The organism is Pseudomonas sp. ADAK2 TE3594, from assembly GCF_053628675.1.
In genome coordinates this window covers 1,002,291-1,015,979 of record NZ_JBRJGV010000001.1, presented here as the reverse complement: position 1 = coordinate 1,015,979, position 13,689 = coordinate 1,002,291, and the positions used below count along the sequence as shown (strand labels likewise).

General features: G+C 60.2%; 16 protein-coding genes. 2 read left to right on the top strand and 14 right to left on the bottom strand.

From position 1 onward, the window contains the following. Positions 1-2: 2 nt before the first annotated feature. From ccmE to ccmA, 5 genes are all read right to left on the bottom strand, one after another. Positions 3-458, bottom strand: a complete 456-nt coding sequence (gene ccmE, locus AB7M22_RS04550) for a cytochrome c maturation protein CcmE (protein ID WP_038979631.1) — start codon at positions 456-458, stop codon at positions 3-5. Continuing rightward, positions 455-631 (bottom strand): heme exporter protein CcmD, encoded by a 177-nt coding sequence (gene ccmD / locus AB7M22_RS04545; RefSeq protein ID WP_007894243.1) that lies wholly within the window; start codon positions 629-631, stop codon positions 455-457. Before ccmD ends, ccmE begins: the two co-directional genes overlap by 4 nt. Beyond that, positions 628-1,383 carry a heme ABC transporter permease gene (locus tag AB7M22_RS04540; protein WP_008014944.1) on the bottom strand — a complete coding sequence of 252 codons (756 nt, stop codon included), beginning with the start codon at positions 1,381-1,383 and terminating at the stop codon, positions 628-630. Before AB7M22_RS04540 ends, ccmD begins: the two co-directional genes overlap by 4 nt. Positions 1,384-1,458: 75 nt before the next feature. Next, entirely contained in the window at positions 1,459-2,127 is a 669-nt protein-coding gene (ccmB, locus tag AB7M22_RS04535) for a heme exporter protein CcmB (RefSeq protein ID WP_008014942.1), read from the bottom strand. Next, on the bottom strand, positions 2,124-2,759 hold the full coding sequence (gene ccmA, locus AB7M22_RS04530) for a cytochrome c biogenesis heme-transporting ATPase CcmA (RefSeq protein ID WP_454185380.1): 636 nt from the start codon (positions 2,757-2,759) through the stop codon (positions 2,124-2,126). The genes ccmB and ccmA overlap by 4 nt, the downstream gene beginning before the upstream one ends. Before the next feature lie 197 nt (positions 2,760-2,956). Between ccmA and fliK the strand changes: the two genes are divergently transcribed. Next, the gene (gene fliK / locus AB7M22_RS04525; protein WP_454185379.1) at positions 2,957-4,531 is read left to right on the top strand and encodes a flagellar hook-length control protein FliK; all 1,575 of its coding nucleotides are present in this window, start codon (positions 2,957-2,959) and stop codon (positions 4,529-4,531) included. Then, positions 4,528-4,857 carry an EscU/YscU/HrcU family type III secretion system export apparatus switch protein gene (locus tag AB7M22_RS04520; protein WP_454185378.1) on the top strand — a complete coding sequence of 110 codons (330 nt, stop codon included), beginning with the start codon at positions 4,528-4,530 and terminating at the stop codon, positions 4,855-4,857. Before fliK ends, AB7M22_RS04520 begins: the two co-directional genes overlap by 4 nt. Positions 4,858-4,990: 133 nt before the next feature. On the opposite strand, the gene AB7M22_RS04515 is transcribed toward AB7M22_RS04520, so the two are convergent. The 9 genes from AB7M22_RS04515 to AB7M22_RS04475 all read right to left on the bottom strand — a co-directional run bounded on the left by AB7M22_RS04515 (position 4,991) and on the right by AB7M22_RS04475 (position 13,683). Then, entirely contained in the window at positions 4,991-5,383 is a 393-nt protein-coding gene (locus AB7M22_RS04515; protein WP_038979621.1) for a DUF2802 domain-containing protein, read from the bottom strand. Further along, the gene (locus AB7M22_RS04510) at positions 5,384-5,869 is read right to left on the bottom strand and encodes a chemotaxis protein CheW (RefSeq protein ID WP_007894224.1); all 486 of its coding nucleotides are present in this window, start codon (positions 5,867-5,869) and stop codon (positions 5,384-5,386) included. 88 nt (positions 5,870-5,957) lie between these two features. After that, positions 5,958-6,827 (bottom strand): CheW domain-containing protein, encoded by an 870-nt coding sequence (locus AB7M22_RS04505; protein WP_454185377.1) that lies wholly within the window; start codon positions 6,825-6,827, stop codon positions 5,958-5,960. 115 nt (positions 6,828-6,942) lie between these two features. Further along, positions 6,943-7,731, bottom strand: coding sequence for a ParA family protein (locus AB7M22_RS04500; RefSeq protein ID WP_008014930.1), 789 nt, complete (start codon positions 7,729-7,731; stop codon positions 6,943-6,945). Positions 7,732-7,774: 43 nt separating this feature from the next. Beyond that, positions 7,775-8,668: a flagellar motor protein MotD gene (gene motD, locus AB7M22_RS04495; protein ID WP_237882962.1), complete on the bottom strand. Its 894-nt coding sequence runs from the start codon at positions 8,666-8,668 to the stop codon at positions 7,775-7,777. 12 nt (positions 8,669-8,680) lie between these two features. Next, positions 8,681-9,421, bottom strand: a complete 741-nt coding sequence (locus AB7M22_RS04490; RefSeq protein ID WP_007894218.1) for a flagellar motor protein — start codon at positions 9,419-9,421, stop codon at positions 8,681-8,683. Then, complete coding sequence (locus AB7M22_RS04485; protein WP_454185376.1) at positions 9,421-10,551, bottom strand: protein-glutamate methylesterase/protein-glutamine glutaminase; 1,131 nt, start codon at positions 10,549-10,551, stop codon at positions 9,421-9,423. Before AB7M22_RS04485 ends, AB7M22_RS04490 begins: the two co-directional genes overlap by 1 nt. 49 nt (positions 10,552-10,600) lie before the next feature. Continuing rightward, complete coding sequence (locus AB7M22_RS04480; RefSeq protein ID WP_454185375.1) at positions 10,601-12,841, bottom strand: chemotaxis protein CheA; 2,241 nt, start codon at positions 12,839-12,841, stop codon at positions 10,601-10,603. A gap of 53 nt (positions 12,842-12,894) precedes the next feature. After that, positions 12,895-13,683 carry a protein phosphatase CheZ gene (locus AB7M22_RS04475; protein WP_454185374.1) on the bottom strand — a complete coding sequence of 263 codons (789 nt, stop codon included), beginning with the start codon at positions 13,681-13,683 and terminating at the stop codon, positions 12,895-12,897. Positions 13,684-13,689 lie beyond the last annotated feature (6 nt).

Here is a 13,689-nt window from a genome sequence, read left to right as displayed (position 1 = left end):
GATCAACCCTCCTTCGCGGGTGTTGGGGCGGATTGACCACTGTCTTTCAGCGCCTTGGTCACTTCCGGCGGCATGTACTTTTCATCGTGCTTGGCCAGTACTTCGTCGGCCACCACCACGCCGTCAGCGTTGAGCTTGCCCAGGGCGACGATGCCCTGCCCTTCACGGAACAGATCCGGCAGGATGCCGCGATAGCTGATGGTCACGGACTTGTTGAAGTCGGTGACGATGAATTTCACGTCCAGGGAATCCCCGGAACGTTGCAACGAACCTTTCTCGACCATGCCGCCCGCGCGGATGCGCGTGTCTTGCGGCGCTTCGCCGTTGGCGATCTGGGTCGGGGTGTAAAACAGATTGATGTTCTGCTTCAAGGCGCTCAAGGCCAGGCCAACGGCAGCGCCGACACCGACCAGGATCGCGAAAATGATGATGAGACGCTTTTTACGCAGGGGATTCACTTGCCGTTCTCCCGGCGCAGACGACGCGCCTCTTGTTGCAGATACCGCTTGCGGGCCAGGATCGGCGCCGCCACGTTGAGGGCCAGCACCGCCAGGCTAATGCCATAGGCTGACCAGACATACAGGCCGTGATGGCCCATGGCGAGAAAGTCGCCGAATGAAGCGAAACTCATCGAGCGACCTCCAGGCTGTTCTGCACTTCGGCTTTCACCCAGCTCGCCCGGGCTTCGCGCTTGAGCACTTCAAGGCGCATGCGCAGCAACAGCACCGCGCCGAAGAAACAGTAGAAACCCAGCGCCGTCAGCAGCAGTGGCAGCCACATTTCGGCGGGCATCGCCGGTTTTTCGGTGAGGGTGAAGGTCGCGCCCTGGTGCAGGGTGTTCCACCACTCCACCGAGTATTTGATGATCGGGATGTTGATCACGCCGACAATCGCCAATACCGCGCAGGCCTTGGCGGCGCTGTCACGATTGCTGATGGCGTTGCCCAGCGCAATAAGACCGAAGTACAGAAACAGCAGAATAAGCATGGACGTAAGTCGCGCATCCCAGACCCACCACGAACCCCAGGTCGGTTTGCCCCAGATCGCACCGGTGACCAGCGCCACGGCGGTCATCCAGGCACCGATCGGCGCGGCACATTGCAGGGCGACGTCGGCCAGTTTCATTTTCCAGACCAGCCCGACGATGCCGCACACGGCCAGCATCACGTAGATGGACTGCGCCAGCATGGCGGCGGGAACGTGGATGTAAATGATGCGAAAGCTGTTGCCTTGCTGGTAGTCCGGCGGCGCGAAGGCCAGGCCCCAGACCACGCCGACGCTGATCAGCAGCAACGCCGCGACACTCAGCCACGGCAGCAGTTTGCCGCTGATGCCGTAAAACCATTTTGGCGAGCCGAGCTTATGAAACCAGGTCCAGTTCATTGCTGTTTCCATCACGGTGCTCTTCGCTGTGAAGAGCCAAAGGGTCTTTACTGGTTAAAAAATAACCAGACCTCATTATTCGCCGACGCTGATCTTCAGGCCAGCAGCTATTGCAAAAGGTGTCAGGGTTATCGCCAGGGCGGTCAGGCTACCAAGCCACAAGAGATAACCGGTCGCCGGCATGCCCTGCAATGCCGCCTGCAAGGCGCCACTGCCGAGAATCAACACCGGGATGTACAGCGGCAGAATCAGCAGCGCCAGCAACAGGCCGCCGCGCTTCAATCCTACCGTCAGCGCTGCGCCCACCGCACCGAGCAGGCTCAGCACCGGTGTACCCAGCAATAAAGAAAGCAGCAACACCGGCAGACAGGCGGTTGGCAAACCGAGCATCAACGCCAGCAGGGGTGCGAGCAAAACCAGTGCCAGGCCGGAAAAGGCCCAGTGTGCCAGTACCTTGGCCAAAACCAGAAGAGGCAGGGGGTGCGACGAAAGGACCCACTGTTCAAGCGATCCGTCTTCGAAATCACTGCGGAAAAGCCCGTCCAGCGAGAGCAAAACCGATAAAAGTGCTGCCACCCAGACCAGCCCCGGGGACAAGGTTTGCAACAATTGAGTCTCAGGACCGACCGCCAACGGGAACAAAGAGACAACGATGGCGAAGAACACCAGCGGATTCGCCAATTCGGCAGGACGGCGGAACAGCAAACGTGCCTCGCGGGCGACCAACAGGCCGAAAACACTCATACGGCCCAATTCCCCAGATCAATGTCGCGATAGCCGGCCGGCATCCGGGTCAGCGTGTGGTGAGTGGTGAGAACCACCATGCCACCCCGCTCGCAGTGCGCAGCCAGGTGTTCTTCGAGTTGCGCCACGCCTTGTTTGTCGAGCGCGGTGAACGGTTCATCGAGGATCCACAGCGGCGGCCCGTCCAGATACAAGCGCGCCAACGCGACGCGGCGTTGTTGCCCGGCGGAGAGCGTGTGACAGGGAACATCCTCGAAACCGCGCAGCCCGACAGCACCCAGCGCCTGCCAAATAGCATCATGCGACGCCGGTTGATGCAGGGCACAGAGCCAGCTCAGGTTCTCTTCTGGTGTCAGCAGGTCCTTGATCCCGGCCGCGTGGCCGATCCATAGCAGATTGCGCGCCAGTTCAAGACGCTGATCGTTCAGCGGCTGGCCATTGAGCAACACTTGACCGGCAGTCGGCTGCATCAGACCGCAAAGCAGACGTAAAAGACTGGTCTTGCCACTGCCGTTGGGGCCACTGATTTGCAACATTTCGCCACTGGCCAGTCTCAATTCGAGATTTTCGAAGAGCAGCCGAAGGTCTCGCTCACAGGCAAGGGCAACGGTTTGCAGGACAGGACTGGTCAAGAGATCACGGGCCTTTTGCGGTTCAAGTCGGCAGCGGAGCGGCCGCTAAAGAGATGCAGCATAGATGCATTGGCGGCTTGTTCTAGAGAGCTGCGTCAAACAAATGCAATGTTTTCGCCACTCCCCGAAAGACGGGCGGCATTATACATGCCATGCCCTACTCTAAAGAGTGCATTTTCCTCAGGTTGTGACCGCGTATGACAGGCGAAATGAACATCCTCCCGCTGCCGCCGACCACGCCCGCGACTTCGCGGCCGCTGGTGGTGAGTGGTGATCTACTCAAGCTGCTGACGCCGATGGAGGGCCTGATCTCCGTTGGGCAAACCGCCAAGGCTGAAGTGCTCTCGCTCAAGCAGACGGATCAGACTTTTCAACTGTTGCTCAAGGTCACCCTCGACAGCGGCCGCCAGACCACCGTTCAGGCCACCAGCACCCAGCCGCTGCCCCAAGGCACCAGCCTGGTGATCACCCAACCGTCAGCGAGCAACCTGGCCATCACGGTGCAACAGGCCATCGCCTCCAGCGTCGCTACCCTCACCCGCATCGACACGGCGCAACTGCCGGTCGGGACGTTGCTGCAAGGTAAAGTACTGACCGCTCAGGTGATGCCACAGGTGCCGGGCCAGCCGACGGTATATCGCTCGATGGTAAGCCTGCTCAACACCGCGCTGAGCGGCAATACGTTGAGCATCGACAGCCCGACGCCACTGCGCATCGGCACCTTGCTGAGCGCCTTGGTGCAAGACACCCAGACCCTGAAATTCGTCCCGTTGAGCAGCCGCCAGGAACAGTTGGCGGTGACGCAACAATTGGTCAGCCAGCAAAGTCGCCAGGGTTCTCTGGACGGTTTGATCAAAGTCCTGCAAAACCTGCCGCCGTCGGATCAGACCTCCAGCGACCTGCGCGTCGCAGTGGACAAACTGCTCGCCGGCCTGCCAGACATTCAGCAACTGAGTACGCCAAAAGGCCTGGCCCAGGCGCTGGCCAACAGCGGCCTGTTCCTCGAAGCAAAACTCCTCGTCGGTCAAAACCCGACGCTGACGCCAGACATGAAGGGCGACCTGCTCAAGTTGATCGCACAACTGACGCCGGGCCTGCCGGCCAACACCAATCTCACTGCGATCATTGCCGCCAATACACTGGCGCAAGCGCTGCCGAGTTTCGTGCGCAGCGCCTTGGGAATGCTTGGGCAAGTCAGCGCCAAACCGTTGCCGACCAGTTTCCCGCTCCCGGAACGTCTGCTGCAAAGTCAGGACGGTGAAAACGATCTGGAGCACTTGCTGCGTTTGGCCGCGGCGGCCGTTTCACGCCTGCAAAGCCATCAACTGTCGAGCCTGGAACAGACCGGCCTCACCGACGATGGGCGCCTGCTCAACACCTGGCAGCTGGAAATCCCCATGCGCAACCTGCAGGACATCGTGCCGTTGCAGGTCAAATTCCAGCGCGAAGAAGCACCCGAAAAAGAACAACCGCACGAACGCCGCGACGAACGCGAACCCAAGCAACAATTGTGGCGAGTCGATCTGGCGTTCGACATGGAGCCATTAGGGCCGTTGCAGATTCAGGCCCAACTGATCAAAGGCAGCCTCTCCAGCCAGCTGTGGGCCGAGCGGCCGTACACCGCGAGCCTGATCGAAAATAATCTGGCCGGGCTGCGCGAACGCCTGCTGTCCTGCGGCCTGAACGTCGGCGATCTGGATTGCCACCTCGGCACACCGCCACAGGGCCCCCAAACCCGCCTCGAACAACGCTGGGTCGACGAAACCGCATGAACCAATCCACCGCACCGCGCCAGGCCATCGCCCTCAAGTACGACGGCAGCCACGCCCCCACCCTCACGGCTAAAGGTGACGAAGAACTGGCCGAAGCCATTCTGCAGATTGCCCGCGATTACGAAGTGCCGATCTACGAAAACGCCGAGCTGGTGAAACTGCTGGCGCGGATGGAATTGGGGGAGAGTATTCCCGAGGAGTTATATCGCACGATTGCCGAGATCATTGCGTTTGCGTGGAATTTGAAGGGCAAGTTTCCGGCAGGGCATGATCCGCATGCGGTGATAGTCGAGAAGGACGTCACCGAGCCCGGGGATGATTACTGAGGTTTCGAAGACGCCATCGCGAGCAGGCTCGCTCCCACAGGGGGAGTGGCGGCGTTCACACATTCTGTGTCCACCCCAATCCCTTGTGGGAGCGAGCCTGCTCGCGATAGCGATCTCAACTGAATCGTTGTTATCAGTTCTTGTGCAACTTGCTCATCAACTCCGCCTCAGCCTGGGTCAACCCGCAAGACTGAGTCAGTTCATCGACGCTGGCCCCCATCCCTACCAGGCGTGCTGCCTGAGCGAATGAAAGACTCGACGGATCACGCTGCTCCAGCTGAGCCAGTTTGTCCGGCAACGGCCCGACGACGGCGCGCAGTTCGTGCAGGTCTTCACCCATGCGCACGTTGCCGTTCTGGTAGTCGTCGACACGTTTGGCCAGGTCCTTGATGCGCTGATCGCGCAGCGCATCGCCCTCGGCCTGTTGCGCGGCGATCTGCCGCTGAGCGCGAATGTACGCCAGGAACATCGCCAGCGTGCCTGCCCAGAAGAGGAACAGGACAATGACAGCCACCTCAAGAATCAATCAGATACTCTCCAGTTCCGACCATTCTTCTTCGCTCATCATCTTGTCCAGTTCGACCAGGATCAGCAGTTCGTTGTTCTTGTTGCACACGCCTTGAATGAACTTGGCGGACTCTTCGTTACCGACGTTTGGCGCGGTCTCGATTTCCGACTGACGCAGGTAAACCACTTCAGCCACGCTGTCGACCATGATGCCGACCACTTGCTTGTCGGCTTCGATAATGACGATGCGGGTGTTGTCGCTGATCTCGGCATTCATCAGGCCGAAGCGCTGACGGGTGTCGATCACGGTAACCACGTTACCGCGCAGGTTGATGATGCCCAGCACGTAGCTCGGAGCACCCGGGACCGGGGCGATTTCGGTGTAGCGCAGGACTTCCTGAACGCGCATCACGTTGATGCCGTAGGTTTCATTGTCCAGTTTGAAGGTTACCCATTGCAGGATCGGATCTTCAGAACCTTTTGCATTCGTCGCTTGATTACTCATACCCTGACCCCTCGAAAAACCGCTTCTGGCGGTGTGTGTTCTGTTGGCGGCATTCAACAATGCCATCGCATACTTGTTATGTCGGCAGCTATGTCGGTTTGTGTAGCGGCTTGCTGCCGCTCATGTGCTTTGCCCCGCCGCTGGCGATCAACTCGGCCAGGGCGGAAACGTCGAGCAAGGCACACATGTGTTCAATCACCGTGCCCGCCAGCCATGGGCGTTGGCCCCGGTGGGTGCGCCATTTGATTTCGTTCGGGTCCAGACGCAACGAGCGGCTGACCTGATGCACCGCCAGCCCCCACTCGTAGCCCTGAACCGAAATAACGTATTGCAGGCCTTGGCGGAAATCATCGCGGTAGCGGTCCGGCATGACCCAGCGCGCGGTATCCAAAACTTTCAGGTTGCCGGCCTGGCTTGGCAGGATTCCGAGGAACCATTCCGGCTGGCCGAACAACGGTGTCAGTTCATGACCGGCCAGGGAATAAATAGAGCCCAGGCACACCAGCGGCACCGCCAGGGTCAACCCGGCGACGTCGAACAACAGGCATTCGAACGGCTCGGCAGCCCATGCCGGACGACCGTCGGTTTCCACCGGTGGCGGCGTGTTGCTTGGCGGCAGATGAACTTCAACCACCGGCGGCACCAACGCTTGCAGCAGCGGGGCAATCGTCGACACGGGCGCCAGAATCGGTGCCGGTGCTTCGATCACGGCCACCGGTGCTTTCATCACCATTGGCGCAACGATGGGTGCAGCGGCCACTGCCGGTTCCTGCGCATCACGGGCCTGTTCTTCAAGCACGGCAGCCTGGAACTCATCCAGCGCGGCTTCAACCTCGACAACCTCGGGCAGCGCCTCGACTTCTGGCGGCAAGTCTTCGGTCGCGTCTTGCAGCAAGGCGTCCAGATAAGACTGAAGGGCCAGTTGCGGACGCGAGGTGATCTTCACCGGCCGATTCATGCGCACGCCCTTGTAGGAGCGAGGCTTGCCCGCGAAGGCAGCACCACGGTATCTACAGTTAAATCGCGTAATCGTTCTTCGCGGGCAAGCCTCGCTCCTACAGGAACTGTGTTCATCAGGCCACCGCCGGAACGAGTTGCTGCGCCAGCAGGTGCTTGAGCAGTGCGCGGTAAGCGAGAACGCCACGGCTCTTGCCGTCGAATTGCGAAGGCGTCAGCCCTGCCCGGCTCGCGTCACGCAAGCGAGTGTCGATCGGAATGTAGCCTTGCCAGATTTCTTCCGGGTACTTGTCGCGCAGCACGCGAAGGGTGCCGAGGGAAGCCTGGGTGCGGCGGTCGAACAAGGTCGGCACGATGCTGAACGGCAGCGCCTGTTTGCGCGAACGGTTGATCATCGCCAGGGTGTTGACCATGCGTTCCAGGCCTTTGACCGCCAAGTGTTCGGTCTGCACCGGGATCACCAACTGCTGGCTGGCCGCCAAGGCATTGACCATCAGCACGCCGAGCAACGGCGGGCTGTCGATCACCGCGTAATCGAAATCCTGCCACAACTGCGCCAGGCTCTTGGCGATCACCAGGCCCAAACCACTCTGGCCAGGCGACTGGCGCTCAAGGGTTGCCAGCGCGGTGCTCGATGGCAACAGCGAAATGCGTTCGTCACTGGTGGGCATCAGCAATTGACCGGGCAAGCCTTGCGGCACGCTGCCCTTGTGCAGAAACAGGTCGTAGCTGCTGTGTTCCAGGCTGTCGGGGTCGTAACCGAAGTAGCTGGTCATGGAGCCATGGGGGTCGAGATCGACCACAACCACGCGCTTGCCCGCCTCAGCCAGCAAACCGGCTAAAGCGATGGAGGAAGTGGTTTTACCGACACCACCCTTTTGATTGGCGACTGCCCAGACTCTCATTCGGATTGTTCCTCCCGGTCGAAAAGGTCGACCGAGAATTAGCTCAACGTGTTAATGCGGGTGACGGAGAATTGACGGCACTCTCTCGTCCCGGCGACTTGACCGGGGTAGGTGCAGTTTGTGTGCCAGCCCGCTTCAACGCGGCATCCGGTTGTGCATGAGCCGTTCCGGTACCGGTGAGGCTGCGCCGTACATCGAGATTTCGTGACACCACCAGCACCACCCGACGGTTACGCGCCCGGCCTTCGGCGGTGGCGTTGTTGGCCACCGGCTGGAACTCACCGTAACCCACCGACGCCAGGCGCCCCGGGTTCACGCCCTGCATCGCCAGCATGCGCACGATGCTTGCCGAACGGGCCGAGGAGAGTTCCCAGTTGGTCGGGTATTGCGCGGTGCGAATCGGTTGATCGTCGGTAAAGCCTTCGACGTGGATCGGGTTGTCGAACGGCCTGAGGATCGCGGCGACCTTGTCGATGATGTTGAAGGCGATGTCGCTGGGCATGGCGTCACCACTGCCGAACAACAGGCTGGAATTGAGTTCGATCTCAACCCATAACTCATTGCCGCGCACGGTCATCTGGTTGGAGCTGATCAAGTCGCCGAACGCCGCGCTGATGTCATCGGCAATGCTTTTGAGCGGATCGTTGGCAGCCTGGGCGATGCCGGCGTCAATCTGTTCGCTGTCCTTGACCAGCGGCTTGGCCGGGGTCACGGTCTTCGGTCGCTCTTCGCCAATAGGAATCGGCTTGAGGGCGCGATCGGAGTCGGTAAACACCCCGATCAACGCCTCGGAAATGATCTTGTACTTGCCTTCGTTGATCGAAGAGATCGAGTACATCACCACGAAGAAAGCGAACAGCAAGGTAATGAAGTCGGCGTAGGAAACGAGCCAGCGTTCATGGTTTACGTGTTCTTCAGGTTGCCGACGACGAGCCATGAGGTTATTCCCTTAATCCATGAAGCCCTGAAGCTTCAACTCAATAGAGCGAGGGTTTTCACCTTCGGCGATCGACAGGATCCCTTCCAGCAACATCTCGCGATAACGCGACTGTCGCAACGCGATGGATTTGAGCTTGGCGGCAATCGGCAGCAAGATCAGGTTGGCACTGGCCACGCCATAGATGGTGGCGACAAAGGCGACGGCAATGCCGCTGCCCAGTTGCGACGGATCGGCCAGGTTGCCCATGACATGGATCAGGCCCATCACCGCACCGATGATGCCGATGGTCGGCGCGTAGCCACCCATGCTTTCAAAGACTTTGGCGGCTTCGATGTCGCGGCTTTCCTGGGTGTAGAAATCCACTTCCAGAATGCTGCGAATCGCTTCCGGTTCGGCGCCGTCCACCAGCAGTTGCAGACCTTTGCGTGAGTAGCTGTCGGGTTCGGCGTCGGCCACCCCTTCCAGACCGAGCAAACCTTCCTTGCGGGCGGTCAGGCTCCAATTCACTACGCGATCGATGCCGCCGGCCAGGTCCACCCTGGGAGGAAACAGGATCCAGGTAAGAATCTGCATGGCGCGCTTGAAGGCGCTTATCGGCGATTGCAGCAGCGAAGCACCGATGGTCCCACCGAGTACGATCAACGCCGCCGGGCCGTTGGCCAGCGCGCCGAGGTGACCGCCCTCAAGGTAGTTACCGCCAATAATGGCGACGAACGCCATGATGATCCCGATCAGGCTTAAAACATCCATCAGATACACGCCTCGACCAGGTGTTTGCCAATATCTTCCAGACCGTAGATCGCATCTGCCAGGTCGGCTTTGACGATGGCCATCGGCATGCCGTAGATCACGCAGCTGGCTTCATCCTGGGCCCAGATCGCACTGCCGCCCTGCTTGAGCAGACGCGCGCCTTCGCGACCGTCGGCGCCCATGCCGGTCAATACCACCGCCAGAACTTTGTCGCCGTAGGATTTGGCCGCGGAGCCGAAGGTGATGTCCACACACGGTTTGTAGTTCAGACGCTCGTCGCCCGGCAGGATTTTCACCGCGCCACGGCCGTCGATCATCATTTGCTTGCCACCCGGAGCCAGCAGCGCCAGGCCCGGACGCAGGATGTCGCCATCCTCGGCTTCCTTGACACTGATGCGGCACAGTTTGTCCAGACGCTCGGCGAAAGCCTTGGTGAAGGCTGCTGGCATGTGCTGGATCAACACGATCGGTGCCGGGAAGCTGGCCGGCAACTGCGTCAGCACCCGTTGCAGGGCAACCGGGCCACCGGTGGAGGTACCGATGGCGACCAGTTTGTAGGCTTTGCGTTTCGGCGCAGGCGACGATGGAGTCGCTGCATGGGTGCGAGCCGGAATCGGTGCAGGTGCCGGACGCGCAGGCGCGCTGCTGCCGTAGTTGCTGACGCTCGAAGGCGCAGGCGTCGGGGCTGGCGCAGCCACTGGGGCCGGGGCGCTGTAAGTGCTGGCGCGACGGTTACTGCGCGAGATGCTGAGAATCTTCTCGCACAGCAGTTGCTTGACCTTCTCCGGGTTACGGGAGATGTCTTCGAAATTCTTCGGCAGGAAATCCACCGCGCCGGCGTCCAGCGCATCGAGGGTGACCCGCGCGCCTTCGTGAGTCAGCGAGGAGAACATCAACACCGGGGTTGGGCAGCGCTGCATGATGTGCCGCACTGCGGTGATGCCATCCATCATCGGCATCTCGTAGTCCATGGTGATCACGTCTGGCTTGAGAGCCAGTGCCTGATCGATCGCCTCTTTGCCGTTGGTCGCCGTACCGACGACCTGGATATTCGAATCCGCTGAAAGAATTTCCGAGACGCGGCGGCGGAAAAACCCCGAATCGTCCACCACCAGGACTTTGACTGCCATAAACACTCCGTTAGACGGGGCGAGGCTCAGTCGCCCCGCTCCCCCAGAATCAAATACGCCGTGCGGCGTAACGCTTGAGCATGCTCGGAACATCGAGAATCAGCGCAATGCGGCCGTCACCGGTGATGGTGGCGCCGGACATGCCCGGGGTTCCCTGGAGCATTTTGCCCAATGGCTTGATGACCACTTCTTCCTGGCCCACCAGTTGATCGACGACGAAGCCGATCCGCTGAGTGCCCACCGAAAGAATCACCACATGGCCTTCGCGCTGCTCTTCGTGAGCAGCGGAGCTGACCAGCCAGCGCTTGAGGTAGAACAGAGGCAGCGCCTTGTCCCGCACGATCACCACTTCCTGGCCGTCCACCACGTTGGTCCGCGACAGGTCGAGGTGGAAGATCTCGTTGACGTTCACCAGCGGGAACGCGAACGCCTGGTTGCCGAGCATGACCATCAGCGTCGGCATGATCGCCAGGGTCAACGGGACCTTGATGACGATCTTCGAGCCCTTGCCCTTGGTCGAGTAGATATTGATGGTGCCGTTGAGCTGGGCAATCTTGGTTTTCACCACGTCCATGCCCACGCCGCGCCCGGAGACGTCGGAAATCTCGGTCTTGGTCGAGAAGCCCGGAGCGAAGATCAGGTTGAAGCAATCCGACTCGCTGAGACGGTCCGCCGCATCCTTGTCCATCAGGCCTTTCTTCACGGCAATACCGCGCAGAACATCGGCGTCCATACCTTTGCCATCATCGGAGATGGACAGCAGGATGTGATCACCTTCCTGTTCCGCGGACAGGATCACCTTGCCGCTGCGAGGCTTGCCCATCGCTTCGCGCTCAGCCGGTTCTTCAATCCCGTGGTCGACCGAGTTGCGCACCAAGTGGACCAGCGGGTCGGCCAGGGCCTCGACAAGGTTCTTGTCGAGGTCGGTTTCTTCGCCGACCAGCTCCAGGTTGATCTCTTTCTTGAGCTGGCGAGCCAGGTCGCGAACCAGACGCGGGAAGCGCCCGAAGACTTTCTTGATCGGCTGCATACGGGTCTTCATGACCGCGGTCTGCAGGTCGGCCGTGACCACGTCGAGGTTCGACACGGCCTTGGACATCGCTTCGTCGCCGCTGTTGAGGCCCAGACGGACCAGGCGGTTACGCACCAGTACCAACTCGCCGACCATGTTCATGATTTCGTCGAGACGCGCGGTATCGACCCGCACGGTGGTCTCGGCTTCGCTGGCCGGTTTTTCTGGTGGTGGCGCAGACGGGGCACGGGCCGGGGCCGGTGCAGCAGCGGCGGCCGGTTTCGGCGCTTCGGCTTTTGGCTCGGGGGCTTTGGCCACAGGTTTCGCAGCTGGTGCTGGCGCCTTGGCGACAGGAGCAGAAACCACTGCGCCGGTGCCGACCTCGGTGAACTTGCCTTTGCCATGCAATTCGTCGAGCAGCGATTCGAACTCATGATCCGAGATCAGATCGCCGCCGGCCGCTTTAGCGGTTGGCGCAGCCGGAGCTGGTACGGCGGCAATCGCCGACTCCAATGCATCGACGGCAAAGTTGCCTTTACCGTGCAACTGGTCGAGCAGTGCTTCGAACTCGTCGTCGGTAATATCGGAGCTGTCGCCTGCCGCTTTCGGGGCAGCCGGTGCGGCGGGCGCCGCGACTACTGCATCGACGGCGAACTGGCCTTTGCCGTGCAGTTGATCGAGCAACGACTCGAACTCGGCATCGGTGATTTCATCGCTGGCCGAGGCATCGCTGGTCGGCACTGGCGCAGCCGCTGGAGCCTCGGCTTGAGCCTTGACGGCGTTCAGCGAGTCCAGCAGTTGTTCAAATTCGTTATCCGTGATGTCGCCCGATTCTTCAGCGGCAGGTTCTTCCACCACCTCGGCGACCGGTGCCGACTCATCGGCGGTTTGCGGCTCGGCCAGACGGGCCAACGCTGCAAGCAATTCTGGAGTGGCAGCCGTGATCGGGCTGCGTTCGCGGACTTCGCTGAACATGCTGTTCACCGCGTCCAGTGCTTCGAGAACCACGTCCATCAGCTCCGAGTCGACGCGTCGTTCACCCTTGCGCAGGATGTCGAACACGTTCTCGGCGATGTGACAGCACTCCACCAGTTCGTTGAGCTGGAGGAAGCCGGCGCCCCCTTTTACAGTGTGAAAACCGCGAAAAATTGCATTGAGCAAATCCGCATCATCCGGTCGGCTTTCAAGCTCGACCAGCTGTTCGGACAGTTGCTCTAGAATCTCGCCGGCCTCAACCAGGAAATCCTGAAGGATCTCTTCATCGGCGCCGAAGCTCATTAAGGGGGTGCTCCTGAGGTCTAAAAACCTAAAAAACCTAAAATGCTAAAACTCTAAAATCCTAGGCTGGATAACAAATCGTCCACATCGTCCTGACCGGACACAACGTCTTCTCTTTTATCGGCATGAATCTGCGGACCTTCACCCTGAGAGAGATGTTTTTGCGGATCTTTTTCAGCCAGCATCGCATCACGGTCATGTTCGATACCCGCAAAGCGGTCGACCTGACTGGCCATGAGCACGAGCTTGAGCAGATTGCTTTCAACTTCGGTGACCAACTGGGTCACGCGCTTGATCACCTGACCGGTGAGGTCCTGGTAATCCTGGGCCAGGAGAATGTCGTTGAGGTTGCTCGACACGACGCGGTTATCTTCGCTGCTGCGTGTCAGGAAACCGTCGACGCGCCGGGCCAGTTCGCGGAACTCTTCAGCCCCGACTTCGCGACGCATGAACCGTCCCCAATCCGTGCTCAGCGCCTGAGCTTCGTCGCTCAGGCTGTTGATCAGCGGCGTGGCGTTTTCCACCAGGTCCATGGTGCGGTTCGCCGCGGCCTCGGTCAGCTTGACCACATACCCCAAGCGCTCGGTGGCATCCGTGATCTGAGACACTTCCTCGGCTTGCGGCATGTGCGGGTCAATCTGGAAATTGACGATCGCGCTATGCAGCTCGCGGGTGAGCTTGCCTACCTCCTGATACAGGCCGCGGTCACGGGTCTGATTGAGCTCATGGATCAATTGCACCGCATCGCCAAACCTGCCTTTTTCAAGGCTCTCGACCAGTTCGACCGCGTGTTTTTTCAGGGTCGATTCAAAATCGCCCATTGAAGATTCTTTATGCTCCATAGCTCC